This is a genomic window from Serratia sp. 2C06, assembly GCF_050037615.1.
Taxonomy (GTDB): Bacteria; Pseudomonadota; Gammaproteobacteria; order Enterobacterales; family Enterobacteriaceae; genus Serratia; species Serratia ureilytica.
This window is the reverse complement of the sequence record NZ_CP188299.1, coordinates 3430369-3455625: the sequence shown is the minus strand read 5'-3', so window position 1 is coordinate 3455625 and position 25257 is coordinate 3430369. Positions and strand designations below refer to the sequence as shown.

Here is a 25257-nt window from a genome sequence, read left to right as displayed (position 1 = left end):
CTGCCGCAAGAGAGGAATTCCGCATGTCTGACAAAACACGCCGCATCGTGCTGACCGGCGGCCCGGGCTCGGGCAAAAGCACGCTCATCGACGTTCTTCATCGCCGCGGCTTTCCGCACTCGCAGGAAGCCGGCCGGGCGATTATTCAGGATCAGGTGAGTATCGGCGGCCATGCGCTGCCGTGGGGCGATCGCCAGGCCTTCGCCGAGCGGATGCTCGATTGGGAACTGCGCTCATGGCGCGAAGCAACGGGGGAAACATGCTGGTTCTTCGATCGCGGGCTGCCGGATATCGCCGGGTATCTCACGCTGTGCGGGCTGCCGATCCCCGCGCATTTGACGGCGGCGATCGGCACCTTCCGCTATGCCGAAAGGGTGTTCATCGCCCCGCCGTGGCAAGCGATCTACGCGCAGGACAGCGAAAGAAAGCAATCTTTCGCCGAAGCCGAGCTGACCTACCGGGCGATGGTGGCCGTCTATCGCCGCTATGGCTATCAGCTGCAAGAACTGCCGCGCGCCTCACCGGACGAGCGCGCCGACTTTCTGCTCGACGCGCTAGGCCGCCGTTAGCGGTCTGCGGCCTATTTGGCCGCCAGCGCCTCCGCCTCGGCCCGCTGTTTGGCGGTTTTACGCGCATAGCGCTGCGCCAGCACCGCGCACACCATCAGCTGAACCTGGTGGAAAATCATCAGCGGCAGCACCATCGCGCCCACCGCCGCGGCCGGGAACAGCACGTTGGCCATCGGGATGCCGTTCGCCAGGCTCTTTTTCGATCCGCAGAAGACGATGGTGATTTCATCGGCGGTGTTAAAGCCCAGCCAGCGCGCCGCGTAGGTGTTGATCACCAGCACCACCGTCAGCAGCACCAGCGACATCACCAGGATGGTCAGCAGCGACCAGCCGTCGATGCGATGCCAAATCCCTTCCACCACCGCCGCACTGAACGCGGTATACACCACCAGCAGGATCGACGAACGGTCGGTCAGGTTGATCAGTTTGCGATGGCGATCGATCCACTTGCCGATCAATGGCCGCGCCAGGTGACCGATCACGAACGGCACCATCAATTGCAAAATGATTGAACCGATGGCGTGCAGCACGTCGGTATTACCGCCCTGAGTATGCATCAACGCCCCCACCAGCAGCGGCGACAGGAACACGCCGAGAATGCTCGACGCCGAGGCGCTGCAGATCGCCGCCGCCACGTTACCGCCCGCCGCCGACGTAAAGGCGATGGCCGACTGCACCGTGGCCGGTAGCGCGCACAGATAGAGGAAGCCGAGATAGACCGTCGGCGTCATGATGCCCGGCACCAACAGGTTCATCGCCAGCCCGAGCAGCGGGAACAGCGCAAAGGTGCTGAGGAACACCAGCAGATGCAGCTTCCAGTGACTCATGCCGGCGATGATCGCCTCGCGCGACAGCTTGGCGCCGTGCATAAAGAACAGCAGCGCGATGGCGGCGGTGGTCAGGTGTTCAAAGAAGGTTTTCCAGATGCCTTCGCAGGGGAACAGCGAGGCGACGATCACCACCAAAATCAGAACCAGCAAAAATTTATCAATGCGCAAACGCTGCAACCAGGACATGAAACGGATTTCCTTGCACGTAGAGTCGTAAAAAGGCCCGACGTTGCGCCGGGCCACAGAAAAGTGGGCGGGATCAGACCACCGGCAGCGCCTGCTGCAGCCGGGCCGATTCCAGCCCCAGTTCGATCAATGCCATCACCGCGATGGCGTCGGCGGCCGGCACCGGATTTTCGCCTATGCCGGCAATCGCGTCGCGCACCGCCGCGTAATAAGCCGGGTAGTTGCCGGGAATATTGAGCAGCGGCTGTTCCGCCAGCAGGTCGCCACGTGACAGCGTCACTACACCCTCGCGCATGTCATAGCCCCAGTCGGCCTGCGGCAAGCGTTCGCCGGCCTTCAGCCGGTCTTCCTGCGGATCCAGGCCGTATTTGACATAGCTGCCGCGGGTGCCGTGCACCACATAGCGCGGGCTCTCCGCCGCCGCCAGCATGCTGGCGTGCAGCACCACACGGCGATCGCCATAGCTCAGCAGCGCGTGGAAATAGTCCACCGCCTGCGCCCCCGGCCGCAGCTCACCCAGATCGACAAACAGCCGCTCGGGTTTGCCGAAGAGTTGCAGCGCCTGATCGAGCAGATGCGGCCCCAAATCGAACCAGATGCCGCTGCCGACGCCGCCCTGTTCGCGCCAGCGCTGACGCACCTGTGGCCGGTAACGATCGAAGTGCGACTCGAAGTACACCACCTCGCCCAGCGAACCGTCGTTCAGCAGCGCTTTGAGGGTCAGGAAATCGCTGTCCCAGCGACGGTTGTGGAACACCGACAACAGCAAACCGCTCTGCTGCGCCTGTTGCTGCAGCGCCTGAGCTTGTGACAATGTCACGGTAAACGGTTTGTCCACGACCACGTGCTTGCCGGCGGCCAGCGCCTGTTGCGCCAGCGGGAAATGGGTATCGTTGGGGGTAGGAATCACGATCAGATCGAGGGCCGGATCGGCGAACAGCGCCTGCGCATCGCCCACCACCGTCATCGACGGCCAGTCCGCGCGCACTTTGCCGGCATCGCTGCTAGAAACGGCGGCCAGCTCCAGCCCGGGCGTACCGGCGATCAGCGGCGCATGAAAGGTTTTGCCGGCGTAGCCGTAACCGACCAGCCCGACACGAATTTTCTCAGCCATGGGATTTCCTCTTGCAGGCTCACGACAGACCCTTTCGATTTGACACCATGCGGACGGCTTGAACAAGAAGTAAATGAGATGTTAATTCGAAGCGGGGTCGGCACGGCGCCGGAGTAGCCAAACGTGCGGCCCGAGCCCGCGACGCCGAGCTATCCGGTTGATAGGGATGACGAAGCCTATATTACCCGCTAAGCTATGCCGCCTGTGATCCCCGATTCAATCAGGAAGCCGTTTTATGTCTCAAGCTGAATACTCTCGTATCGGCGGTTGGTTGCTGGCCCCGCTGGCCTATCTGATCGTCACCCTGCTCAGCGCCAGCCTGATGCTGCTCCTGTACGCCATGGCGATCTTCATGCCCGAGTCGCGCGACTATCTGTTGACCAACGCCCAGGCGTTTACCCTGCAATGGTACTTTTCGGTGCTGACCACGCTCTTGATGTGGGGCTTCACCCTGTGGCTGGTGTTTCTGTTTTGCCAGCGGTCGCAGCGCTTCCCTAAACTGTTCCTGTTATGGCTGCTGATCACGGTGATCCTGGCGGTGAAAGCCTTCGCCTTCGCGCCGGTGCCGGATGAAGTGGCGGTGCGCAGCCTCGGCTGGCCGCTGCTGATGGCGGCGCTGCTGGTGCCTTACATCAAGCGTTCGCAGCGGGTCAAAGGGACCTTTACCGAACGTTAAAGGCGATTGCAGCACGTTTTATTGGGTGATTTGTGTAAATTTTCACCAAAAAAGGCAATACCCCTGCGATTCATATGTTGTCGTCCGGCCGCCGATTCCCGATAATAGGCGGCTTTTATTTTTTTAGGCATCGCAATGACCGAATACCTGCTCCTGTTTGTCGGCACCGTACTGGTGAACAACTTCGTTCTGGTGAAGTTTCTTGGCCTGTGCCCGTTCCTCGGCGTTTCCAAGAAGCTGGAAAGCGCCATCGGCATGGGAATGGCCACCACCTTCGTCATGACGCTGGCCTCCGTCAGCGCCTGGGTGATCAACACCTTTATTCTGGTTCCGCTGGATCTGGTGTATCTGCGCACGCTCTCCTTCATTCTGGTGATCGCCGTGGTGGTGCAGTTCACCGAGATGGTGGTGCGCAAGACCAGCCCGGCGCTCTATCGCCTGCTGGGCATCTTCCTGCCGTTGATCACCACCAACTGCGCGGTGCTGGGCGTAGCGTTGCTTAACGTCAACCTCGGCTACAACTTCCTGCAGTCCGCCGTTTACGGCTTTAGCGCCGCCGCCGGTTTCTCGCTGGTCATGGTGCTGTTCGCCGCCATTCGCGAACGCCTGGCGGTCGCCGACGTGCCGGCGCCGTTCCGCGGCTCCTCGATCGCACTGATCACCGCCGGGCTGATGTCGCTGGCCTTTATGGGCTTTACCGGGCTGGTGAAATTCTAATGACTGCGTTGTGGATAGCTATCGCGGCCTTAAGCGCGCTCGGGCTGCTGTTCGGACTGGTGCTGGGCTACGCTGCGCGCCGTTTTGAGGTGGAAGAGGATCCGGTCGCCGAGCAGGTCGACGCGATCCTGCCGCAGAGCCAGTGCGGCCAGTGCGGCTACCCCGGTTGCCGTCCCTACGCCGAGGCGGTGGCCAACGGCGAGATGATCAACAAATGCGCACCGGGCGGCGAACAGGTGATGCTGAAACTGGCGGAGATGCTCAACGTCGAGCCGCAGCCGCTGGGCAGCGAAGCCGCCGCTGAGCCGGAGCGTAAGGTGGCCTATATCGACGAGGCCAACTGTATCGGCTGCACCAAGTGCATTCAGGCCTGCCCGGTGGACGCCATCGTCGGCGCCACCCGCGCCATGCACACCGTCATCACCGACCTCTGCACCGGCTGCGATCTGTGCGTCGCCCCTTGCCCTACCGACTGTATTGAAATGAGACCGGTCGCCACCACCACCGCCAACTGGAAGTGGGACATGAAGACGATCCCGGTGCAAGTGATCCACGTGGAGCAACATGCTTAATCTGTTCGCCGCCTTTAAAAAAGACCGGATCTGGGATTTCGACGGCGGGATCCATCCACCGGAAATGAAGACTCAGTCGAGCGGCGCGCCGCTGCGTGTCGCCCCTCTGCCCAAGACCTTTATCATTCCGCTGCAGCAGCATCTGGGGCCGGAAGGCGAACTGTGCGTCAACGCCGGCGATCGGGTGTTGAAAGGCCAGCCGCTGACCGTCGGCCGCGGGCGCACCGTGCCGGTGCACGCCCCGACCTCGGGCACCGTTAGCGCCATCACGCCGCACATCACCGCTCACCCTTCCGGGCTGTCGGAGCTGTGCGTGATTATCGAGGCAGACGGCGAAGACCGCTGGTGCGAGCGCGAGCCGGTAGCGGATTACCGCCAATCGCCCGCCGCAGATCTGATTCAACGTATTCATCAGGCCGGCATCGCCGGTCTGGGCGGCGCAGGTTTCCCGACCGCCAGTAAACTGCAAGGCGGCATGAGCGGCGTGGAAACGCTGATCCTCAACGCCGCCGAGTGCGAGCCTTACATCACCGCCGACGATCGCCTGATGCAGGAACATGCCGATCAGATCGTTGAAGGCACGCAGATCCTGCAACACATTCTGCAGCCCAAGGTCACGCTGATCGGGATAGAAGACAACAAGCCAGAGGCGATCGCGGCGCTGAAACAGGCGTTGCGCGGCCAGACCGGCATTGCCCTGCGCGTCATCCCCACCAAATACCCGTCCGGCGGCGCCAAGCAGCTGACCAAGATTTTGACCGGCAAGGAAGTGCCGCACGGCAAGCACTCCTCCGCTATCGGCGTGCTGATGCAAAACGTCGGCACCGCCTTCGCCATCAAGCGGGCGATCGTCGACGGCGAACCGTTGATTGAGCGCGTGGTGACCCTGACCGGCGAGGCGGTCGAGCGCCCTGGCAACCTGTGGGCACGCATCGGCACGCCGGTGCAGCACCTGCTTGATTTCGTCGGTTTCCGTCCGCAGGCGCAGCAGATGGTGGTGATGGGCGGCCCGCTGATGGGCTTTACCCTGCCCGCGCTGAACGTGCCGATCGTCAAGATCAGCAACTGCATTCTGGCGCCGACGGTGGATGAAATGACGCCGCAGGAACCCGAGCAATCCTGCATCCGCTGCGGCCTGTGCGTGGACGCTTGCCCTGCCGGGCTGTTGCCGCAACAGCTGTACTGGTTCAGCCGCGGGCAGGAGCACGACAAGGCGCGCAACCACAACCTGTTCGATTGCATCGAATGCGGCGCCTGCGCGTTCGTCTGCCCCAGCAACATTCCGCTGGTGCAGTACTACCGGCAGGAAAAGGCCGAAATCAAGGCTATCGATTTGGAAGCGGCGCGCACCGCCGAGGCCAAGGCGCGTTACGAGGCCAAGCTGGCGCGTCTGGAGCGCGAGAAACTGGCGCGCGAAGAGCGGCACAAAAAGGCCGCCGTCAAACTGACCGACGACGATCAGGGGGCGGTACAGGCCGCACTGGCGCGCGTACGCAGCAAGAATGCCGAAGCGGCGGTTACGCCGGTCGACGGCCAGCAGCCGGACAACAGCGAGATGATCGCCGCCCGCGAAGCGCGTAAAGCGCAGGCGCGTGAACGGCGCGCCCAGTTGGCGGCCGAAGCGGAACAAGCCTCGCCGGCAACCTCAGGCGACGACGCGCGTAAGGCCGCCGTGGCCGCGGCGCTGGCCCGCGTGAAGGCGCGCAAAGAGGCACCGGCCGCAGACATCACCGCCCATGCCGCGACAGAGGACGATCCGCGTAAAGCGGCAGTCGCCGCCGCCCTGGCTCGCGTGAAGGCCAAGAAAGCGGCGCAGCAGGCGGACGCTCCCGCTGAGACAGAACCGGCTCCGGCTACCGCCGAAGAAGATCCGCGCAAAGCGGCGGTCGCGGCGGCTATCGCCCGCGCCAAAGCCAAGAAAGCGGCGCAGCAGGCGGACGCTCCGGCCGAGACAGAACCGGCTCCGGCTACCGCCGAAGAAGATCCGCGTAAAGCGGCAGTCGCCGCCGCCCTGGCTCGCGTGAAGGCCAAGAAAGCTGCGCAGCAGGCGGACACTCCGGCCGAGACAGAACCGGCTCCGGCTGCCGCCGAAGAAGATCCGCGTAAAGCGGCAGTCGCCGCCGCCCTGGCTCGCGTGAAGGCCAAGAAAGCGGCGCAGCAGGCGGACGCTCCGGCCGAGACAGAACCGGCTCCGGCTACCGCCGAAGAAGATCCGCGCAAAGCGGCGGTCGCGGCGGCTATCGCCCGCGCCAAAGCCAAAAAAGCGGCGCAGCAGGCGGACGCTCCGGCTGAGACAGAACCGGCTCCGGCTGCCGCCGAAGAAGATCCGCGCAAGGCGGCGGTCGCGGCGGCTATCGCCCGCGCCAAAGCCAAAAAAGCCGCCAGAGAATCGCTGGCGGCGGAAACGGAAGACAAATGATGACGGCGGCGCCTGGCCTACGCCGGGCGCCGTTTAATCGATAGAGATCAGATAGGTGTAGTCCACTTCAATCTGACGCAGTTTGGACTCCGGGTTCCACTCTTTGGTTTGAATGATCTCCATTTCCATACTGCCGCGCACCTTATCCTTCAGCCCCGGCATCACATGCGACACCAGATAACCGAAAAACTGCAGACACTCCTTCGCCGTGCCCTTATGGTTGATGGAGATAAACTCGCGGCTCGGCAGATGGATGGTGTCTATCTGATGATTGGAAAGAATGTCCTTTTTATGTTCAGGATCGACCGCCATCACCAGCGTGGACGACAGCTCGTCGCCTTCCCCGGCCTGCGGGCAATAAATGCTGTAAATTCGCCGGCAGTCGACGTGCAACCCCTTGAAGAAGTCATTGAAAATCTCGTCCTTCATCGCCATGCAGGACGCGTACTCCAGCTCTTGTTCGGAGGCGAAATCCAGCCGGCGCGAGAAGCCGACCAGCTGCATCTCGGGCAGCGTCAGCCGCTTCACTTCCGGATAATATCCCGCGCCGTAGCTGGCTTCAAAGTTAAAGCGCGGCATCAGGTTTTTCACGTCCCAGTGCTCCATTGAGCGGTAGCGATTGGGCGTGGTGCCGAAGCGCTGCTTGAACATGCGAGTAAAGGTCTGCTGCGAGTCGAAGCCCAGCTCATCGGAGATGTCGATGATGGAGCGACGGGTGATGCGCAGCGCCACCGCGGCGCGCGTCAGGATGCGCGAACGGATATAGGTGGCGAGTTGAATGCCGGTAATACGCTTGAATTTACGCTGCAGATGCCACTTGGAATAGCCCGAAATACGCGCAACTTCATCCAGGTTTGGCCGTTTCTCCAGATGTATCTCCACCCACTCAATTAGCTCTTCAATAAAAAAAATGTCTTCATTTGTCATTATTATGGATTCACTGACTCAATAATGTTCGCGATAGTAACCTACACGTATTATGTGAAAGTTGTTATTTTGTGCGGAAATCTGGACAAAAATGATATTTCATTCATACGGTTACCCCATTTCTCAGGGGCGATGGCGGCACAAGTTCCACAGACAATTCCTCACGTTAGCCCATTTTCCGGCCAAAAAAAAATCAAATCGCGCCACGCCGATCTCAACGGGTGCGAAAAGCCGAATACCCCTATCATTAAGGCGTATTACCCTCGCATCGAATCAGGTAGAATGCTCGGCTATTATTTTTGCCGCGCCCGCAATTCGGCGCATCGAAACTGCCGCAGGCGCGGCGCAGAAGGTATCGTTACTCTATGAAGTTCAGGCCGGTATCACCCACAGCCGCCAAAGGCTTACACATCGCCAGCTCGCCGTTCACCCACAACCAGCAAAGCACCAGCCGCATTATGCTGTGGGTGATGTTGGCCTGCATTCCCGGCATCGCAGCACAGATTTGGTTCTTCGGTTATGGCGTGCTGATTCAGGTGGCGCTGGCGGCGATCGTCGCGCTGGCCGCAGAAGGCGCGATCCTCAGGCTGCGCAAGCTGCCGGTGCGCAGCCGGCTGGCGGACAACTCCGCCCTGCTGACCGCGCTGCTGCTCGGCATCAGCCTGCCGCCGCTGGCCCCGTGGTGGATGATCGTCATCGGCACCTTCTTCGCCATCGTCATCGCCAAACAGCTGTACGGCGGCCTTGGGCAGAACCCGTTCAATCCGGCGATGGTCGGTTACGTGGTGCTGCTGATCTCCTTCCCGGTGCAGATGACCAGCTGGTTGCCGCCGGATGAGCTACGCGCCACCGCACTGTCGTTCCACGACACGCTGCTGGCCATTTTCAGCGGCCATACCGCTCAGGGCGCGACGCTGCACGAATTGCAGATGGGCGTTGACGGCATCAGCCAGGCTACACCGCTCGACGGCTTCAAAACCGGTTTGCGCAGCGGCCACAGCGTTGAACAAGTGTTGCAGCAGCCGCTGTTCGGCGGCGCGCTGGCGGGCATCGGCTGGCAGTGGGTCAACCTCGGCTTTCTGGCCGGCGGCCTGTTTATGCTGGCGCGCCGCCTGATCCACTGGCAGATCCCCTTCAGCATGTTGGCCGCCATCGCCTTCTGCTCCGGTCTGGCCTGGTGGCTCGATCCGGCGCATCAGGCTTCGCCGCTGATCCACCTGTTCTCCGGCGCCAGCATGCTGGGCGCGTTCTTTATCGCCACCGACCCGGTCAGCGCCTCCACCACGCCGAAGGGCCGTTTAATCTACGGCGCGCTGATCGGCGTGCTGGTCTGGCTGATCCGCGTTTATGGCGGCTACCCTGACGGCGTGGCCTTTGCTGTGCTGCTCGCCAACATCACCGTCCCGTTAATCGACCACTACACGCAGCCGCGCGTGTACGGCCATCGCTAAGGAGCCGCCATGCTGAATTCCATGAGAAAGCACGGCACCACGCTGGCGGTGTTTGCGGCGGTCACCACCGGCCTCACCGCCGTGGTCTACGCCCTGACGAAAACCACCATCGCGCATCAGGCGGCGCTGCAGCAAAAAGCCCTGCTCGATCAGGTGGTGCCGCCGGAAAATTACGACAACGTCATGCAGAACGAATGCTTCCTGGTCAGCGATCCGGCACTGGGCGACGGCGCGCCACACCGTTTATACCTGGCGCGCAAAAACGGGCAACCGACCGCCGCCGCGCTGGAAACCACCGCGCCGGACGGCTACTCCGGCGCCATCAAGCTGCTGGTCGGCGCCGATTTCAACGGCACGGTACTCGGCACCCGGGTGATTGAACACCATGAAACCCCGGGGCTGGGCGACAAGATCGAACTGCGCATTTCCGACTGGATTTCCTTCTTCAGCGGCAAGAAAATCGAAGGCCCGGACGACAAACGCTGGGCGGTGAAGAAAGATGGCGGCATGTTCGATCAATTCACCGGCGCCACCATCACCCCGCGTGCGGTGGTCAATGCGGTGCGCCGCACTGCGTTGTATATGGAAACGCTGCCGCCTAAACTTGAAAGCTTACCTGCGTGTGGAGCCAGCGAATGAGTGAAGCCAAAGAATTGATCGTCCAGGGGTTGTGGAAGAACAACTCCGCCCTGGTGCAGCTGCTGGGCATGTGCCCGCTGCTGGCGGTGACCTCCACCGTCACCAACGCGCTGGGCCTGGGGCTGGCCACCACGCTGGTGCTGACGCTCACCAACGCCTCCATCTCCGCGGTGCGTCGCTGGGTGCCAAGCGAAGTGCGTATTCCAATCTACGTCATGATCATCGCCGCGGTGGTGAGCATCGTGCAGATGCTGATCAACGCCTATGCCTTCGGTCTGTATCAGTCGCTCGGCATTTTTATTCCGTTGATCGTGACCAACTGCATCGTCGTGGGCCGCGCCGAAGCGGTGGCCGCCAAGAAACCGGTCGGCCTCTCGGCGCTGGACGGCATGGCCATCGGCCTCGGCGCCACCGGCGTCATGGTGACGCTGGGTTCAATGCGCGAGCTGCTGGGCAACGGCACGCTGTTCGACGGCGCCGATCAACTGCTGGGCGGCTGGGCCAAATCGCTGCGCATCGAAGTGGTGCACTTCGACAGCCCGTTCCTGCTGGCCATGCTGCCGCCAGGCGCCTTTATCGGCCTGGGCCTGCTGTTGGCGGTCAAGTATCTGATCGACGAAAGAATGAAGGCGCGCAAAGCCCGCGCCGTGGCGGCTGAACCGCTGCTGGAACAAGGACGTGCTGAGAAGGCCTGATGAACAAGCAGAAGCGACTGGAAATTCTGACCCGGCTGCGCGACAACAATCCGCATCCGACCACCGAGCTGGTGTACACCACGCCGTTTGAGCTGCTGATCGCGGTATTGCTGTCTGCGCAGGCCACCGACGTGAGCGTTAACAAGGCGACCGCCAAACTCTATCCGGTCGCCAACACCCCCGCCGCCATGCTGGCGCTGGGGGTTGATGGCGTCAAGGAGTACATCAAGACCATCGGTCTGTTCAACAGCAAGGCCGAAAACGTGATCAAGACCTGCCGCATGCTGCTGGACCTGCACGGCGGCGAAGTGCCGGAAGATCGCGCCGCGCTGGAGGCGCTGCCGGGCGTTGGCCGCAAAACCGCCAACGTGGTGCTCAACACCGCCTTCGGCTGGGCGACCATCGCCGTGGACACCCATATCTTCCGGGTGTGCAACCGCACCCACTTTGCGCCGGGCAAGAACGTCGATCAGGTGGAGGAGAAACTGTTGAAGGTGGTGCCCGCCGAATTCAAGGTCGATTGCCATCACTGGTTGATCCTGCACGGACGCTACACCTGCATCGCGCGCAAACCGCGCTGCGGCTCCTGCATCATCGAAGACCTGTGCGAATATAAAGAAAAGGTTTATCCGGAATCCTGAGTCAGTTGGGTGCGGCAAACCGCACCCGCCGCGTCCTCTTCCCTCGCCAACGCCGCTTTTTTATCAAAAATGTGATATCGCGCAGCAGTAACCCCGGCGTTATCACGGTTTTCAGTAAGAAACCCATCGCTGCGTTATTTTCAAGCAAAAAATTAGTCGAAAATTGCGGTGAACGTCACGCTTTCAGGATCACAAGGCGTTCACAAATGCCAGCCCCGTTTTCCTAAATTTCTATAATTTTACAAATCGCGCCATATACACAACATTCCAACGGATTAATAACCTCACGTACACTGATGCGCTAAAAAATAGCAATTCAGCAGAATATATCCCTGTTTAAAATTCGTATAGCTTTTAATCAAAACAAAAAATCGATAAACCACTAAAAGCCGAAAGTTAATACTGCATAACATTTGCAACATCGCGGCATAATCCTGCCGGCGTTAAATGTAACAGAATATGACAAACTGCTTGCCACGTTGACAAAGATAGTGAACATTAACCGCCGTCCCCATCCTATAACAACGCAAAAGGATGCCGTTCCGCATCAACTTTTGTACTTTCCCGTCCCCTAAAGACGGGCTGCGAAAAAACAGAGGTACCCGTGTCAACAGCAAACAACCAACACCAGGAGAGCGTGAGCCTTAACGCGTTCAAACAACCGAAAGCATTCTATCTGATCTTCTCGATCGAACTGTGGGAGCGCTTCGGCTATTACGGCCTGCAAGGCATCATGGCGGTTTATCTGGTCAAGATGCTCGGTCTGAGCGAAGCCGACTCCATCACCCTGTTCTCTTCTTTCAGCGCCCTGGTATACGGCTTCGTCGCCATTGGTGGCTGGCTGGGCGACAAGGTGCTGGGCGCCAAACGCGTGATCGTGCTCGGCGCGCTGGTGCTGGCCGCCGGTTACGCCATGGTGGCCTACTCCGGCCACGACATCTTCTGGGTCTACCTGGGCATGGCGACCATCGCCGTGGGCAGCGGCCTGTTCAAGGCTAACCCGTCCTCCCTGCTCTCCACCTGCTATGAGAAAGACGACCCACGTATCGACGGCGCCTTCACCATGTACTACATGTCGGTGAACATCGGTTCCTTCTTCTCCATGCTGGCTACCCCGTGGCTGGCGGCGAAGTACGGCTGGAGCGTGGCGTTCTCCCTGAGCGTGGTCGGCATGCTGATCACCCTGGTCAACTTTATGATGTGCCACAAGTGGGTGAAGAAAAACGGCTCCAGGCCTGACTTCAAGCCGCTACATCTGCCGAAACTGCTGATGGTGCTGGTCGGCATCGTGGCGCTGGTCGCCGTGTCCAGCTGGCTGCTGCACAACCAGGTGATCGCGCGCTGGGCGCTGGCCTTCATCTCCGCCGGGATCGTGATCGTGTTCGCCAAGGAAGCCTTCGCCCTGCATGGCGCCGCACGCCGTAAAATGATCGTCGCCTTCCTGCTGATGCTGGAAGCGGTGGTGTTCTTCGTGCTGTACAGCCAGATGCCGACGTCGCTGAACTTCTTCGCCATCCACAACGTGGAGCACAGCATCTTCGGCGTCGCCTTCGAGCCGGAGCAGTACCAGGCGCTGAACCCGTTCTGGATCATGCTCGCCAGCCCGATTCTGGCCGCGTTGTATAACAAGATGGGCGATCGCCTGCCGATGCCGCACAAGTTCGCTTTCGGCATGATCCTGTGTTCCTGCGCCTTCCTGGTGCTGCCATGGGGCGCCAGCTTCGCCAACGAACAGGGCATCGTGTCGGTCAACTGGCTGATCCTGAGCTACGCGCTGCAGAGCATCGGCGAGCTGATGATTTCCGGTCTGGGTCTGGCGATGGTGGCGCAACTGGTGCCGCAGCGTCTGATGGGCTTCATCATGGGTTCCTGGTTCCTGACCACCGCCGCCGCGGCGCTGATCGCCGGTAAAGTCGCCGGTCTGACCGCCGTCCCCAGCGACATCAACGACGCGCACGCTTCACTGGCCATCTACAGCCATGTGTTTATGCAAATCGGCATCGCCACCGCCGTCATCGCCATCCTGATGATGCTGACCGCGCCGAAACTGTACCGCATGACGCTGGACACCAGCGAAGACCTGAATCAGAAAGCGCAGGAAGCCACGGCGGCTCACTGATCGCCTGCGGATTGAGCGTAAATAGAAACGCCGGGGTTAACCCCCGGCGTTTTTTTATGCCCGCAAGAAACGTGTTTACGCTGGCTTGCGCTTGCCGCTCAGGTTGGCCCACATGAATTCGCTCACCAGCGCGCTGTGGAACGCCGCCTGTTGCTTGTCGGCGGCGGCGCTGTGCCCACCCTCGGTATTTTCGTAGAAGTAAGCCTGCTGATACCCCATCGCCTGCATGCGCGCCGCCATTTTGCGCGCGTGGGCCGGGTTGACACGATCGTCGCTGGTGGCGGTATAGAACAGCACCGGCGGATAGGCCGTTTTCGCCTGAATATTGTGGTACGGCGAGAAGGTTTTGATATAGGCCCACTGCTCCGGCTTGCTCGGATCGCCGTATTCCGCGATCCACGACGCGCCGGCGGAGAGTTGGGTATAGCGCTGCATGTCCAACAGCGGCACTTCGCAGACGATGCAGCCGAACAGCTGCGGATACAGCGTCAGCATATTGCCTACCAGCAGGCCGCCGTTGCTGCCGCCGCGCGCGCCGAGATGCGGCGCGGAAGTCACCTTGCGCGCGAACAGGTCTTCGGCCACGGCGGCGAAATCCTCATAGGCGCGATGACGATTCTGCTTGAGCGCCGCCTGATGCCAGGCCGGACCATATTCACCGCCGCCCCGAATGTTGGCCACCACGTATACCCCGCCGCGCTCCAGCCAGGCCGGCGCTTTGCCGCCCAGATAGCCCGGCAGCAGCGGCACTTCAAACCCGCCGTAGCCGTACAGCAGCGTCGGCGTGCTGCCGTCCAGCTTGAGATCTTTGGCGGCGATCTGGAAATACGGCACGCGGGTGCCGTCCTTGGAGCGCGCGAAATGCTGGCTGACCTGATAGCCGGCGGCGTCAAAGTCCTGCGGCGCCTGTTTCAGCAGCGTCGCTTCCCCGCCGTCGAGGTTGCCCATATACAGCGAGGTCGGCTGCAGGAACCCGCTGACCGTCAGGAAATAGGCGTTGCTCTCGTCGTCGATGCCGCCGGCGGAAAGGGTGCTGATGGCGCCGGGGTTGCCCAGCGGGCGACGTTGCCAGCTGCCGCCCTGCGGCGTCAGCACTTCCAGTCGGTTGACCACGTTATCCATGATGCTGAGGATCAGGTGATCGCGCGTGCCGCTGTAGCCGCTCAGCGCCTGCTCCGCCGTCGGGGTAAACAGCGGCTGCAGCTCGCGCTTGCCCGCCAGATAGTCGTCGAAATTGGCCGCCAACAGCGAGCCGGACGGATAGCGCTTGCCGCCCACGTCCCAATCGCTGCTCGGCTTGATCAGCAGCCATTCCCGATGCGTATCCAGCTCGGCGTCGGCGGGGATGTCGATTTTTTTCTGCCGGCCGTCCTGAGTCAGCAAGAAATAGTCGCGGCGGTAGAAGTCCAGGCTGCGGCCGACGAAATCGCGCTCAAAGCCCGGCGTGCGGTCGTGATAGGCGAAGACCGCCATGTCCTCGGGCTGCGCTTCGTACAGCGTTTCGGCGGCGCTCAGCGGCGTGCCGCGCCGCCAGCGTTTGGCGATGCGCGCGTAGCCGGACTGGGTCATCGAGCCGGGGCCGAAATCGGTGGCGATGAACAGCGTGTCCCGATCGACCCAGGAAACCCGGCTTTTCGCCACCGGTACGTTAAAGCCGTCTTTGACGAAGCGTTTGGCCACCAGATCGAATTCGCGGATTTCGGTGGCGTCGCCGCCGTCCGGCGACAGCTGCATCAGGCAATAACGGTATTCCGGTGCCAGCGGTTGAGAGCCCTGATAAACCCAATCTTTGCCCTCCGCCTTGCCCAGCGCATCGATATCCAGCACCGTCTCCCAGGCCGGTTTGGCCTTGCGGTACTCGTCCAGCGTGGTGCGCCGCAGCAGGCCACGCGGGTTGGCCTGATCCTGCCAGAAGTTGTAATAGTACTCGCCGCGTTTGCTCACCCACGGGATCTGGGTGTCTTTATTGAGGATATCCAGGACTTCGCGCTCAATGCGCTGAAAGTCTTCGCCCTGGCCGAAACGTGCCACGGTGCGCTGATTTTCCTGCTGCACCCATTGCAGCGCTTTTTTACCCTGCAGCTCTTCCAGCCACAGGAATTCATCGCCGGCGGCCGCGCCGCCCTCCGCCGCCATCGCCAGGCGGATACTGTTGGGTAATGAAGTCATCGCGAATACGGCTCCTGCGGTTTGCGCACTGAGTTTAATGAACTGACGTCGATTGGTGACCGGCAAAATCAAGCTCCTTTTGAGTCGGCTGCAACGCCACCCCGTCATGGGCGACAGCCTGTGAAATAAGAGTCATTTTCAACAAGGTAGGCGTTTGGCGGCGCGGAGTCAAAGCCCGCGGCCGCCGCGTTGAGTCAGGATTAAGGATAGTGGATCAGATCGTGAATGCGCACCGTGTGTGAACCGGCGTTGCGGTAGGCATGCGGCCGATCGGCCTGAAAGCGCATCGCTTCGCCGGCCGCCAGGCTGTGCCATTCGCCGTCTATCGCCAATTCCAATCGGCCGCTGATCACGATCACATGCTCAATCACGCCCGGCTCATGCGGTGACGATTCGCTGAGCGCGCCCGGCGCGAGATCGATGACGAACATGTCGAAACCCAGCTGGCGATCGTAGGGAAACAGCGGCACCACGCGCATATCGGCGTTGTCCTGATCGTACACCGGCAGCTCGCCGTAGCGGTGCAGCGTCGCCTGCTGCTGCGCGGGCGACGCCTCAAGAAAGGCGGAGAACGCCACGTTGAAACCGGTGGCGATCTTCCACAGCGTCGCCACCGTCGGGCTGGATTCGCCGCGTTCGATCTGCCCGAGCATCGCCTTGCTGACGCCGGTGTATTCCGCCGCCTGCGTCAGGCTCCAGCCGCGCTGCGCGCGCAGCGTGCGAAGGGTGTGCGCCAAATGGCCGGCAAGTTCCTGCATCCTGTTCTCCTCTGCGTATCGCGCTCGATTATACCCGCTTGTGCGCTATAGCGCACGGTGCTATGCTGATTTCTTACCGTGCGTTATAACGCACACTCACCGATTGGAGCTCCTCATGCGCCCAGCCCTCTCCTTGCGCCATCTGACCCTGCCCGCCGTCATGGCCGGCTTTGTCGCCGTTCTGGTCGGCTACACCAGCTCTGCCGCCATCATTTTCCAGGCCGCCGCCGCCGCAGGCGCCACGCCGGCGCAGATCGGCGGCTGGCTGAGCACGCTTGGGATCGCGATGGGCGTCACCTCGCTGGGGCTTTCGCTGTACTATCGCACCCCGATCCTCACCGCGTGGTCGACGCCAGGAGCGGCGCTGCTGGTCACCAGCCTGCCCGGCACGCCGATCAATGAGGCGATCGGGGTGTTCATCTTCGCGTCGGGCCTGATCCTGCTCTGCGGCGTCACCGGGCTGTTCGCCCGCCTGATGGATTATATTCCGCAGGCGATTTCTGCCGCGATGTTGGCGGGGATCCTGCTGCGTTTCGGGCTGGACGCCTTCGCTTCGCTGCAGCTCAATTTCCTCCTCAGCGCCGGTATGGGGCTGGCCTATCTGCTCAGCCGCCGTTACCTGCCGCGCTACGCCATCGTACTGACGCTGGCGATTGGGCTGGCGATCGCCGCGCTACAGGGCGATATCCATCTGGCGCAACAGGCGCCGGCGGTCGCCGTGCCGGAATTTATCGCGCCGCATTTCAGCTGGCCGACGCTGCTCGGCATCGGCGTGCCCTTCTTCGTGGTCACCATGGCTTCACAGAACGCCCCCGGGATCGCTACGCTGCAGGCGGCGGGCTACCGTGTTCCCACCTCACCGCTGATCGCCTGGACGGCGCTGACCGCGCTGCTGCTGGCGCCATTCGGCGGTTTCTCGGTGTGCATCGCCGCCATTACCGCCGCCATTTGCATGGGGCCGGACGTGCATCCCGATCCACAGCGGCGCTATATGGGCGCGGTGGCCGCCGGCGGCTTCTATTTATTGGCCGGGTTGTTCGGCGGCGCCATCGGCCTGCTGTTCAGCGCGTTGCCGGTCGCCTTGATCCACACCATCGCCGGGCTGGCGCTGCTCGGCACCATCGGCGGCAGCCTGCAACGCGCGCTGCATGATGAAAAACAGCGCGACGCGGCGCTGATCGCCTTCCTCATCACCGCCTCCGGCGTCACGTTGCTCGGCATCGGTTCGGCATTCTGGGGCATTGTCGGCGGCGCCATCGCGCATCTGCTGCTGTCGCTGCCGCGGCGAACCACCGTGACGTAACGGGCGGTCTACATTGACAAGCGGCGCCGTGGCGCCTTCACTTTCTCTGTCGTCTGAATGTCAATTCACATAATAAGTGACGCTGTCACCAAGGAAGCTTATGACCGAGAAAGCCGCGCTGTTGGCCCAGCGCTTGATACGCAATGTCGAACAGGTAGAGATGAAGCATGACCGGCGGCCGCCGCTGTATGACAGCGTCGGCGCTCGTCTCGGCACCGGCACCGCCGCCGAAAAGCTGGGCGCCTCCTTCGATTGTGTGGCGCCGGGCATGCGTTCCTGCCCCTATCATTTTCACTACGCTCAGGAGGAAATGTTCATCATTTTGGAAGGCAGCGGAACGCTGCGGGTAGCCGGAGAAATGCTGCCGATCGTCAGCGGAGATGTCATTTTCATTCCGCCTGGCCCGGAATACCCGCACCAGATCATCAACACCTCCGATGCGCCGCTGAAGTATCTGTCCGTCAGCACGCGCGAACAGCCGGAAGTGGTGATGTATCCGGACTCAGGTAAATACCAGGCGATGGCGCGCGGCAATGACGGCGAGCAGGTGCGTTATCTGCAGCGCCCTTCAGCCTCGCTCGATTACTGGCAGGATGAACCCTGAATCGCCGTCCGGCAACGTGAGATCCAGCGCGCGCGCCGCCAGTTCAGCGACGCGAAAATCGATGTCCGCCGCCTGCCCGTCTTCCATGAACCAGGCGGCGGAAAGCCCCGACCAGGCCAGGATCCATTGCAGCAAACGCCGGCGATCCAGCCCGGCCAACCGGCACACCTGTTCCACGCGGCGATGGAAAATGGCCGGATCGGTGGCGACGCCGTAGTTGGGATTGCAGAAGATGTTGGCGTAATCGAAGCCTCGTTCACCGTACAAACGCTTGGGATCGATCGCCAGCCAACCGCGTGCGCCAAAGTCCAGCACATTGTCATGGTGGATATCCCCGTGCAACACGCTTTCTTCTCGCGGGCTGCTCAACAGCTCCGCCGCCGCCGTGGCGCTGAGACGCAGCATGCCACCGTGCGCCTGGGCCGCCGGCCACAGCGAGCTGAACCACTCCTGCAACGGGATAAGCTCAGGCAACGGCGCCGCCCGCGGCGCATGCAAGGCGGCGATCGCCCGGCACAGGATCTGCGTGGCTTGTTCATCGTCGCCGTCACGCACCAGCTGCGCCAACGACCCTTCGCCCTGCGCGCGCTCCAGCAAAATGCCGTCGTCGTGCCACGCCAGCACCTGCGCGGCGCCTTCTCCACGCCACCAGCACATCAGCTGCCCGCCGAAGCGCTCCTCCTGCTCGCGGGCGATCTTCAGCATGGCCGCCGCGCCCCGGTAACGCACCGGCATCAATAGACTGCTGTGGGTTTCGAAGGCTTTGCCGTCCTGCTCCAGCCGCCAGCGCTGCAGGTAAGGCGTAAAAAGCGGGTTCATCGTCTCTGCGTCCTTGTTGCCGATCTGCGCCGCACTGTCACATTCGTGTGAGAGACGGCGTATAACATAAAGGGGGATGATTCTCTCAGATATCATCGGCGTGCGGCGCTTTGCCGCGTTTTCTCCAGTATCCTAACCAAGTTTGTCGATTTTATTAACCGGTCTTGCGCGGGGTTTGACCATGACATCATTAAAACGCATTAATTATCCGCAATTGCCTACGCCGGGTGGCCCTTATGTGCACGCCGTGCGCCACGGCGATCGCCTGTACGTATCTGGCTTGACGGCCTTCGCCACCGACGCGCAGGGCTTGAGCGCGCCGGAGCAAACGCAGGAGATCCTTGAGCAGTTGGCGACCATCGCCGCCAGCGAAGGCGTCAATCTCAAGGCATTGATTAAAATCAGCGTGTTCCTGACCGACATCGCCGATCTGGCGAGCGTGCGCCCGGTGCTGTTTGACTATTTCGACGGCGCGCTGCCGGCCTGTTCATTGATGGCGGTCAGCGCGTTGTTCTCACCCGCAGTGTGCGTGGAAATTGAGGCGGTGATGGCGTTGCAATAAGGCGCGGCTAGAGCGCGCCTTCGTCCGGCACGCAGGGGCCGATCTTGAACCAGGCTTTGGCGATCCGCCCCTGTTCCACTTCGTAAATGGCGATGACATCCATTTTGCCGCGCCCCTGCGGGAAGTTGCGCGTCACCACCTCCTGATCGACCACCATATTCCCCACCGCCATGCGTTTTATTCGTTCGCCGTACAGGCTCGGCTCGCGAAAGCGCACCAGATGCCGTTCGCGGATCGCCGCCTTGCCGCTGGCCAGCAGCGTGTCGGGGTGTTCGTAATACTGCGCGTCATCCGCCCAACAGGCCATAAAGGCCTCGATATCGCGGGCGTTATAGGCGTCAAGCTGTTGTTGAACCACATCCTCCGGGCGTGCCGTCTTATCGTTCATCATGTTCTCCTGCCGAAGTTAACCGCCGCATGCGTCGAACCCATCACGTTAACCGCCCAGTGCTACGGCTTGATGATACAGCGCTAATTGAATAAAAACACGAAAATATCGAATAAATAACCTATCACACCCGATAAACAATACCAGCGTCCGCGCATAAATTTTCCGCGTACTCCGGGGTACGCTGAAAACCGCCTGACGGCGTGCGTTAATCTTTGCGGCAGTTGGGAGGATTCTGCTAATTTAGCGTGAACAGCCTGATGATAACGAAACGCTATGCAGCAAAAACCGGTGTTGGACGAAGCCAGACAGTTAAAACGACTCAACGCCGCCACGCGGCGCCAATCCCATATGTACAAATGGATCGCGCTGATTGCTGCGCTGGATGCGCTGTTGGTGTTTTGGTATGACCGGGATATGCGCAACGTCACCTTCTCGGGAGCGGTTGCGCTGGTGTGCGGCTATTTGTGGATCCGCGATCGCAACAAGGCTCGGGGTTACCGGCGCGAGTTTGACCGCAAATTCGGCAAGCACAGCGGCGATTAAGGCTGCATCGCTTCCAGCACTTTAGCGCTGTCGACAATCTGCACGAACTTCACGATCTTGCCGGCGCGCACCGTATAAATATGCGCAAAGGAGGCGCTGAATGCTTTGCCGGTGGCCCGGTAAGTGCCGTGATAAAAACCCTGAGCAATCACGTTGTCGCCGGCGTCGTAAAAGTGATCGACATCGGCGCGGTAACCTTGCCATTCGCTGCCCAAACGCTGATGCACGTTCTTGATGATATTCTCCGGGCCGATATAGGTACCGGCGTAAGGGAAACCGGCGGCTTCGGTCCACTCGGCATCGGGGGCCAGCGCCGCCAGCAGATTACGGCCGTTTTCTTCGGAACTGCCTTCGTAAGTCGCGCGCACTATCTCAAGAGGGGTTGGCATGTCTCTTCTCCCATGGCTGATAAGGATATTCCGACCATCTCCGCGGACACAGGCTCTCACCAGGCGGAGACGGCGGAATGCGGCTATTCTAGGTTGCTTGTTTCGCTGCAAAAACCGCAGTTGTGACAATAGTAGGTTGCACTTTAGTAAACAATAGTCGTCTTCTGTCATTCCCTCGACCTCCGACGCGACTATGCTGATTGCCCGATTTCCCCCAACAGGAGCTGAACGTGTCTTTACCCTCGCTGACGCAAGAGCTGTTACAACCGTTTTCCCCCTACCAGACGCTGGCGCAAACGCTGCTGCCGCTCACCCTCGAATCGGACGATGGCTCGCACGATGTGGCGCACCTGCACCGAGTCTGGAAGAACTGCCGCCGCATCAGCAAGCTGGAAGGCGGCGACCGGCGCATTCTCTGCGCGGCGGTGCTGCTGCATGACGCCGTGGCGGTGGAAAAGAATTCGCCGCAGCGTCACCTGGCTTCGCGCATGGCGGCGCAGCAAGCCACGCTGACGCTGACCCGGCTCGAATGGTCGCCGGCGGACATCGCGGCGGTGGCCCACGCTATCGAAGCACACAGTTTTTCCGCCGGCATCCCCCCGCAAACGCTGGAAGCGAAGATCCTGCAGGACGCCGATCGTCTCGACGCCATTGGCCTGATTGGCGTAGCCCGCTGCTTCTATATCGGCGGCCGCATGCGCAGCGCGCTGTATGACGCTGCGGATCCGCGGGCCGAACATCGTCAATACGATGACAAGCGTTTCAGCCTGGATCACTTCGAAACCAAGCTCTTCAAGCTGCAAGACGGCTTCCAGACCGCCGCCGGGCGACAGATGGCCGAGCAGCGCACCGAACGGATGCGGCGCTTTGTCGACGATCTGCTGGAAGAGGTGTAACCTGGGCTTACGGGGCATTTTCGTTATGCCCATAACATTTTCGGTCACATAACACCGTTAAACTGAAAGCCAACTTCACCGAACGGGCGGCAAAGATGAAAAAGTTGACGTTGAAAGAGATGACGGAAAGCGAGCAACGAGAAGTCAAAACCGAGCTGGACAAAGCGCGTAAAAGCCACGGCCGGCCGCTGACCAACGCCGAACAGCACAAGGTCAAAGATGAAGTGGTGGCGCGCATCATGGCCGCCAGAGCGAAGCTCGCCAAGGCAGAGCGCGCGGAACGCAAAGCCAACCGCTACCGGCCAAGCGGCGACACCTTCAGTTGGTCGCCACCATCGGTACCCGCCCGCCGCGCTGAATCAGCCAAACAATCCCCGCCGCCGCGGGGATTGTCGTTTATTAGCCAAACTCATCTGCCCTCACCCATCATGAATAACAATGTTATCAATCTGTTGTAAATTGACAGCCTGATGAAGAATATTCATTATCACCCCACATCCTCTTTTCACGAGACTGCCATGGCCTATCCGCGCAACGTTAATACACCGATTCTCCCGGCGTTGCCCGTTGGCGGTTTGGCGGCGGTTACATCGAAGAAACAGACGCTCATTTGACCGGGGCGAGCTGTCCCGTCAGATGAGCTGACTGGATGGCCTGCAATGCCCCGCCTTCAATTTTCTCATCTGGCTTCTCTGTCGGTCACACAGAAGGAATATTTTATGGCCTCATTTTCGGGTATTTGGGTAGCGATGGTTACCCCTTTCAATCAAGATGCCGTCGATCTGCCGGCGGTTAAACGCCTGGCGCGGCACCTGCTCGACGCCGGCATCGACGGCCTGGTGGTCTGCGGCTCTACCGGTGAAGCCGCCGCGCTGAGCAAGGAAGAACAGCTGGCGGTGCTCGACGCCGTGCTGGAGGTGGCACCCGCCCATCAGGTGGTGATGGGCCTTTCCGGCAATAACATGGCCGCCACGCTGCAGATGCAGCAAGCCATTCAACTGCGCGACATCGCCGGCGTGCTGATCCCGGCGCCTTACTACATCCGCCCTTCGCAATGCGGCCTGATAGACTATTTCACCCAGTTGGCCGACGCCTCCACCGTGCCGGTGATCCTGTACAACATTCCGCAGCGCACCGGCATCGCCATGGAGCTGGCCACGCTGCGCCGGCTCGCACGTCACCCGCGCATCACCGCCATCAAGGATTGCGGCGGCAGCCCTGACGCCACCATGGCGCTGATCGCCGACGGCGAAATCGATGTGATGACCGGGGAAGACAATCTGATCCTCACCACGCTGTGCCTCGGCGGCACCGGCGCCATCTCCGCCGCCGCGCATGTTCACCCGGAACGTTTCGTCCAGCTGGTGCAGCAAGTCGCCGCCGGCGATCTGGCCGCGGCGCGCAGCAACTTCTATGAGCTGTTGCCGATGATCCACCAGATGTTCAGCTTCCCGAATCCGGCGCCGGTCAAGACCGTGCTGGCCCAACAGGGGCTGATCGCTAACGAACTGCGCTCGCCGATGCAGGTGGCGCCGCAGGCGCTGCAGCAGCAGATCGCCGCGACGCTGGCGCAGCTGCAGCCCGCCGAGGCGATCGTCGGTTAAATTTGTTAGCTAAGCCGCTGTAATTTTGGCGCTATGGGACTACGATGAGAGGTTAAGCATGCCCGTCATTCGTCATCAACAAGGAGCTTCCGATGAAACTGTTCTATAAAGCCGGCGCCTGTTCGCTGTCCCCGCATATCGTGCTGCGTGAGGCAGGGCTGGATTTTACGGCGGAGAAGGTCGATCTGGCGCAGAAGAAAACCGAGAGCGGCGCCGATTACCTCGCCATCAACCCCAAGGGACAGGTACCGGCGCTGCTGCTGGATGACGGCAGCCTGCTGACCGAAGGCGTGGCGATCGTGCAATACCTGGCGGACCGCGTGCCGGACCGTAACCTGATCCCGGCGGCGGGCACCCTGTCGCGCTACCACGCGATCGAATGGCTGAACTACATCGCCACCGAGCTGCACAAAGGGTTCAGCCCGCTGTTCAACCCGAAGACGCCCGAGGAATATAAAGCCATCGCGCGCGCCAGGCTGGAGCAGCAGTTCAGCTATCTGGATTCGGTGCTGGCGAAGCAGCACTTCCTGTTGGGAAGCCGTTTCAGCGTGGCCGACGCCTACCTGTTCACCGTGCTGCGCTGGGCATTCGCCCTGCAGTTCGATGTGCGCAAGCACGCCCATCTGGCGGCCTGGTTCGATCGCGTTGCGGCGCGCCCGGCGGTAGACGCGGCGCTGAACGCCGAAGGATTGAAGTAAGGTTCAGCCCCGGCGGCTCTCGCCGGGGCCCGATGCCGCTTACAGTTTTACCGCTCTGAACTCGCTGCGCGGCTGCGCGATCCGATCCTGCGCCGCCACCACCTGCAATTCATACTCGCCCATCGCCTGCGTGGTCAGCATCACCTCATACACGGCGGCGGTCACGTGCTCCAGCGCTTTATCCAGCGCCTCGCCCTTCAGCAGATCCACCAGCAGCAGACCACTGGTCAAATCGCCGACGCCAACCGGCTGACGCGCCCCGAAGTCCACCAGCGGCCGGCTAATGTGCCAGGCTTCGTCCGCCGTCACCAGCAGCATTTCGAAACAGTCGGTGTGATAGCCGGCACGGGCCAGGTGCTTGACCAGCACCAATCGCGGCCCCTTGGCGATCAGCGATCGAGCGGCCTGCACCGCGTCGTCCACGTTGGCGACGGCCATCTGGCTCAGCATTTCCAGCTCCAGCAGGTTCGGCGCCACCATGTCGCTGCACGGCAACGCCTGACGGCAGTGAAACTCGGCCACCCCCGGCGCCACGATGCAGCCCTTTTCAGGATGTCCCATCACCGGATCGCAGAAATACCAGGCGTTCGGATTCGCCTGCTTAACCTGACGCACGATCGCCAGAATATGGTCACCCTGCTCCGGCGAACCGATATAACCGCTCAGCACCGCATCACAGCGTTTCAGCTGATCGATATTGGCGATGCCCTGCGCGATCTCGCTCAGGTGGCTGGCCGGCATGACGCAGCCGGTCCACTGACCGTATTGCGTATGGTTGGAGAACTGCACCGTGTTCAGCGGCCAGACGTTGACGCCCATGCGGCGCATCGGAAACTCCGCCGCACTGTTGCCGGCGTGACCAAACACCACGTGCGACTGGATAGAAAGAATGTTTTTCATCGACAGAACTCGTTGGGAATGCGGCAGCCAGCCTGGCGGCTGCCCAAAAAGAAAGGGGCCGCCTGG

At 61.3% G+C, this 25257-nt stretch carries 26 protein-coding genes and 1 pseudogene; 18 read left to right on the top strand and 9 right to left on the bottom strand.

All coding sequences use genetic code 11. The features are described 5' to 3' along the window. Positions 1–23 precede the first annotated feature (23 nt). Complete coding sequence (locus ACP3TA_RS17180) at positions 24–569, top strand: AAA family ATPase (RefSeq protein ID WP_046686979.1); 546 nt, start codon at positions 24–26, stop codon at positions 567–569. An 11-nt stretch (positions 570–580) separates the two neighbouring features. Here ACP3TA_RS17180 and ACP3TA_RS17175 read toward each other — a convergent pair whose 3' ends face one another. Together ACP3TA_RS17175 and ACP3TA_RS17170 are read right to left on the bottom strand one after the other, a co-directional pair. Next, positions 581–1585 (bottom strand): bile acid:sodium symporter family protein, encoded by a 1005-nt coding sequence (locus tag ACP3TA_RS17175; protein ID WP_033640474.1) that lies wholly within the window; start codon positions 1583–1585, stop codon positions 581–583. Positions 1586–1658: 73 nt separating this feature from the next. After that, entirely contained in the window at positions 1659–2699 is a 1041-nt protein-coding gene (locus tag ACP3TA_RS17170; RefSeq protein WP_033650498.1) for an oxidoreductase, read from the bottom strand. A 235-nt stretch (positions 2700–2934) separates the two neighbouring features. Between ACP3TA_RS17170 and ACP3TA_RS17165 the strand changes: the two genes are divergently transcribed. From ACP3TA_RS17165 to rsxC, 4 genes are all read left to right on the top strand, one after another. Then, positions 2935–3375 carry a DUF2569 domain-containing protein gene (locus tag ACP3TA_RS17165; protein WP_004938446.1) on the top strand — a complete coding sequence of 147 codons (441 nt, stop codon included), beginning with the start codon at positions 2935–2937 and terminating at the stop codon, positions 3373–3375. Positions 3376–3510: 135 nt separating this feature from the next. Further along, positions 3511–4092 carry an electron transport complex subunit RsxA gene (gene rsxA, locus ACP3TA_RS17160; RefSeq protein WP_004938443.1) on the top strand — a complete coding sequence of 194 codons (582 nt, stop codon included), beginning with the start codon at positions 3511–3513 and terminating at the stop codon, positions 4090–4092. Continuing rightward, entirely contained in the window at positions 4092–4664 is a 573-nt protein-coding gene (gene rsxB / locus ACP3TA_RS17155; protein ID WP_164113862.1) for an electron transport complex subunit RsxB, read from the top strand. The genes rsxA and rsxB overlap by 1 nt, the downstream gene beginning before the upstream one ends. Then, on the top strand, positions 4657–7083 hold the full coding sequence (gene rsxC / locus ACP3TA_RS17150; RefSeq protein WP_206195906.1) for an electron transport complex subunit RsxC: 2427 nt from the start codon (positions 4657–4659) through the stop codon (positions 7081–7083). Before rsxB ends, rsxC begins: the two co-directional genes overlap by 8 nt. A gap of 33 nt (positions 7084–7116) precedes the next feature. On the opposite strand, the gene ACP3TA_RS17145 is transcribed toward rsxC, so the two are convergent. Continuing rightward, a complete protein-coding gene (locus tag ACP3TA_RS17145) occupies positions 7117–8010 on the bottom strand; it encodes a helix-turn-helix domain-containing protein (RefSeq protein ID WP_033642950.1) in 894 nt (297 codons plus the stop codon). A 365-nt stretch (positions 8011–8375) separates the two neighbouring features. Between ACP3TA_RS17145 and rsxD the strand changes: the two genes are divergently transcribed. From rsxD to dtpA, 5 genes are all read left to right on the top strand, one after another. After that, positions 8376–9461, top strand: a complete 1086-nt coding sequence (gene rsxD / locus ACP3TA_RS17140) for an electron transport complex subunit RsxD (protein WP_033652582.1) — start codon at positions 8376–8378, stop codon at positions 9459–9461. 9 nt (positions 9462–9470) lie between these two features. Beyond that, on the top strand, positions 9471–10100 hold the full coding sequence (gene rsxG / locus ACP3TA_RS17135; RefSeq protein ID WP_033652583.1) for an electron transport complex subunit RsxG: 630 nt from the start codon (positions 9471–9473) through the stop codon (positions 10098–10100). Continuing rightward, positions 10097–10795 (top strand): electron transport complex subunit E, encoded by a 699-nt coding sequence (locus ACP3TA_RS17130; protein WP_033642947.1) that lies wholly within the window; start codon positions 10097–10099, stop codon positions 10793–10795. The genes rsxG and ACP3TA_RS17130 overlap by 4 nt, the downstream gene beginning before the upstream one ends. Then, positions 10795–11436, top strand: a complete 642-nt coding sequence (gene nth, locus ACP3TA_RS17125; protein ID WP_046686975.1) for an endonuclease III — start codon at positions 10795–10797, stop codon at positions 11434–11436. Before ACP3TA_RS17130 ends, nth begins: the two co-directional genes overlap by 1 nt. A gap of 604 nt (positions 11437–12040) precedes the next feature. Next, a complete protein-coding gene (gene dtpA / locus ACP3TA_RS17120; RefSeq protein WP_033642946.1) occupies positions 12041–13555 on the top strand; it encodes a dipeptide/tripeptide permease DtpA in 1515 nt (504 codons plus the stop codon). A 75-nt stretch (positions 13556–13630) separates the two neighbouring features. Here the strand turns inward: dtpA and ACP3TA_RS17115 are convergent, their stop codons facing one another. Then, positions 13631–15724, bottom strand: a complete 2094-nt coding sequence (locus ACP3TA_RS17115; protein ID WP_060660769.1) for a prolyl oligopeptidase family serine peptidase — start codon at positions 15722–15724, stop codon at positions 13631–13633. Between the two features lie 200 nt (positions 15725–15924). Beyond that, positions 15925–16482 (bottom strand): helix-turn-helix domain-containing protein, encoded by a 558-nt coding sequence (locus ACP3TA_RS17110; RefSeq protein WP_060660770.1) that lies wholly within the window; start codon positions 16480–16482, stop codon positions 15925–15927. A gap of 115 nt (positions 16483–16597) precedes the next feature. Here ACP3TA_RS17110 and ACP3TA_RS17105 point away from each other — a divergent pair, with 115 nt between their 5' ends. Continuing rightward, positions 16598–17785 carry a benzoate/H(+) symporter BenE family transporter gene (locus ACP3TA_RS17105; protein ID WP_033642942.1) on the top strand — a complete coding sequence of 396 codons (1188 nt, stop codon included), beginning with the start codon at positions 16598–16600 and terminating at the stop codon, positions 17783–17785. A gap of 100 nt (positions 17786–17885) precedes the next feature. Continuing rightward, positions 17886–18389 carry a cupin domain-containing protein gene (locus tag ACP3TA_RS17100; protein WP_206195907.1) on the top strand — a complete coding sequence of 168 codons (504 nt, stop codon included), beginning with the start codon at positions 17886–17888 and terminating at the stop codon, positions 18387–18389. On the opposite strand, the gene ACP3TA_RS17095 is transcribed toward ACP3TA_RS17100, so the two are convergent. Then, a complete protein-coding gene (locus tag ACP3TA_RS17095) occupies positions 18354–19208 on the bottom strand; it encodes an aminoglycoside phosphotransferase family protein (RefSeq protein WP_033642940.1) in 855 nt (284 codons plus the stop codon). The two genes, ACP3TA_RS17100 and ACP3TA_RS17095, sit on opposite strands and share 36 nt — an antisense overlap. A 181-nt stretch (positions 19209–19389) precedes the next feature. On the opposite strand from ACP3TA_RS17095, the gene ACP3TA_RS17090 reads away from it, so the two are divergent. Continuing rightward, positions 19390–19770, top strand: a complete 381-nt coding sequence (locus ACP3TA_RS17090) for a RidA family protein (RefSeq protein ID WP_033652605.1) — start codon at positions 19390–19392, stop codon at positions 19768–19770. A 7-nt stretch (positions 19771–19777) separates the two neighbouring features. Here the strand turns inward: ACP3TA_RS17090 and ACP3TA_RS17085 are convergent, their stop codons facing one another. Further along, entirely contained in the window at positions 19778–20158 is a 381-nt protein-coding gene (locus tag ACP3TA_RS17085; protein ID WP_046686971.1) for a nuclear transport factor 2 family protein, read from the bottom strand. Positions 20159–20434: 276 nt separating this feature from the next. Here ACP3TA_RS17085 and ACP3TA_RS17080 point away from each other — a divergent pair, with 276 nt between their 5' ends. Then, entirely contained in the window at positions 20435–20704 is a 270-nt protein-coding gene (locus ACP3TA_RS17080) for a hypothetical protein (RefSeq protein WP_033642938.1), read from the top strand. Here ACP3TA_RS17080 and ACP3TA_RS17075 read toward each other — a convergent pair. Further along, complete coding sequence (locus ACP3TA_RS17075; protein ID WP_033642937.1) at positions 20701–21093, bottom strand: nuclear transport factor 2 family protein; 393 nt, start codon at positions 21091–21093, stop codon at positions 20701–20703. The genes ACP3TA_RS17080 and ACP3TA_RS17075 overlap by 4 nt on opposite strands. Positions 21094–21293: 200 nt before the next feature. Here ACP3TA_RS17075 and ACP3TA_RS17070 point away from each other — a divergent pair, with 200 nt between their 5' ends. From ACP3TA_RS17070 to gstA, 4 genes and pseudogenes are all read left to right on the top strand, one after another. After that, positions 21294–21989, top strand: coding sequence for an HD domain-containing protein (locus ACP3TA_RS17070; protein WP_080376477.1), 696 nt, complete (start codon positions 21294–21296; stop codon positions 21987–21989). A 95-nt stretch (positions 21990–22084) separates the two neighbouring features. Then, positions 22085–22347: pseudogene (locus ACP3TA_RS17065) on the top strand (DUF3811 domain-containing protein). A 361-nt stretch (positions 22348–22708) separates the two neighbouring features. Continuing rightward, positions 22709–23593, top strand: a complete 885-nt coding sequence (dapA, locus tag ACP3TA_RS17060) for a 4-hydroxy-tetrahydrodipicolinate synthase (protein WP_122017041.1) — start codon at positions 22709–22711, stop codon at positions 23591–23593. 92 nt (positions 23594–23685) lie between these two features. Further along, positions 23686–24291 carry a glutathione transferase GstA gene (gstA, locus tag ACP3TA_RS17055; RefSeq protein ID WP_033642933.1) on the top strand — a complete coding sequence of 202 codons (606 nt, stop codon included), beginning with the start codon at positions 23686–23688 and terminating at the stop codon, positions 24289–24291. Between the two features lie 39 nt (positions 24292–24330). Here gstA and pdxY read toward each other — a convergent pair whose 3' ends face one another. Further along, entirely contained in the window at positions 24331–25191 is an 861-nt protein-coding gene (gene pdxY / locus ACP3TA_RS17050) for a pyridoxal kinase PdxY (protein ID WP_096242200.1), read from the bottom strand. Positions 25192–25257 lie beyond the last annotated feature (66 nt).

Bases quoted from the DNA above. Each gene is read 5' to 3' on its own strand.
- ACP3TA_RS17095 (WP_033642940.1), bottom strand. From the start codon at position 19,208: ATGAACCCGCTTTTTACGCCTTACCTGCAGCGCTGGCGGCTGGAGCAG.
- rsxC (WP_206195906.1), top strand. From the start codon at position 4,657: ATGCTTAATCTGTTCGCCGCCTTTAAAAAAGACCGGATCTGGGATTTC.
- ACP3TA_RS17110 (WP_060660770.1), bottom strand. From the start codon at position 16,482: ATGCAGGAACTTGCCGGCCATTTGGCGCACACCCTTCGCACGCTGCGC.
- ACP3TA_RS17180 (WP_046686979.1), top strand. From the start codon at position 24: ATGTCTGACAAAACACGCCGCATCGTGCTGACCGGCGGCCCGGGCTCG.
- rsxA (WP_004938443.1), top strand. From the start codon at position 3,511: ATGACCGAATACCTGCTCCTGTTTGTCGGCACCGTACTGGTGAACAAC.
- ACP3TA_RS17145 (WP_033642950.1), bottom strand. From the start codon at position 8,010: ATGACAAATGAAGACATTTTTTTTATTGAAGAGCTAATTGAGTGGGTG.
- ACP3TA_RS17105 (WP_033642942.1), top strand. From the start codon at position 16,598: ATGCGCCCAGCCCTCTCCTTGCGCCATCTGACCCTGCCCGCCGTCATG.
- nth (WP_046686975.1), top strand. From the start codon at position 10,795: ATGAACAAGCAGAAGCGACTGGAAATTCTGACCCGGCTGCGCGACAAC.
- ACP3TA_RS17090 (WP_033652605.1), top strand. From the start codon at position 19,390: ATGACATCATTAAAACGCATTAATTATCCGCAATTGCCTACGCCGGGT.
- ACP3TA_RS17130 (WP_033642947.1), top strand. From the start codon at position 10,097: ATGAGTGAAGCCAAAGAATTGATCGTCCAGGGGTTGTGGAAGAACAAC.
- ACP3TA_RS17100 (WP_206195907.1), top strand. From the start codon at position 17,886: ATGACCGAGAAAGCCGCGCTGTTGGCCCAGCGCTTGATACGCAATGTC.
- rsxB (WP_164113862.1), top strand. From the start codon at position 4,092: ATGACTGCGTTGTGGATAGCTATCGCGGCCTTAAGCGCGCTCGGGCTG.
- ACP3TA_RS17080 (WP_033642938.1), top strand. From the start codon at position 20,435: ATGCAGCAAAAACCGGTGTTGGACGAAGCCAGACAGTTAAAACGACTC.
- ACP3TA_RS17115 (WP_060660769.1), bottom strand. From the start codon at position 15,724: ATGACTTCATTACCCAACAGTATCCGCCTGGCGATGGCGGCGGAGGGC.
- ACP3TA_RS17170 (WP_033650498.1), bottom strand. From the start codon at position 2,699: ATGGCTGAGAAAATTCGTGTCGGGCTGGTCGGTTACGGCTACGCCGGC.
- ACP3TA_RS17075 (WP_033642937.1), bottom strand. From the start codon at position 21,093: ATGCCAACCCCTCTTGAGATAGTGCGCGCGACTTACGAAGGCAGTTCC.
- ACP3TA_RS17085 (WP_046686971.1), bottom strand. From the start codon at position 20,158: ATGAACGATAAGACGGCACGCCCGGAGGATGTGGTTCAACAACAGCTT.
- dapA (WP_122017041.1), top strand. From the start codon at position 22,709: ATGGCCTCATTTTCGGGTATTTGGGTAGCGATGGTTACCCCTTTCAAT.
- rsxG (WP_033652583.1), top strand. From the start codon at position 9,471: ATGCTGAATTCCATGAGAAAGCACGGCACCACGCTGGCGGTGTTTGCG.
- ACP3TA_RS17175 (WP_033640474.1), bottom strand. From the start codon at position 1,585: ATGTCCTGGTTGCAGCGTTTGCGCATTGATAAATTTTTGCTGGTTCTG.
- rsxD (WP_033652582.1), top strand. From the start codon at position 8,376: ATGAAGTTCAGGCCGGTATCACCCACAGCCGCCAAAGGCTTACACATC.
- gstA (WP_033642933.1), top strand. From the start codon at position 23,686: ATGAAACTGTTCTATAAAGCCGGCGCCTGTTCGCTGTCCCCGCATATC.
- pdxY (WP_096242200.1), bottom strand. From the start codon at position 25,191: ATGAAAAACATTCTTTCTATCCAGTCGCACGTGGTGTTTGGTCACGCC.
- ACP3TA_RS17165 (WP_004938446.1), top strand. From the start codon at position 2,935: ATGTCTCAAGCTGAATACTCTCGTATCGGCGGTTGGTTGCTGGCCCCG.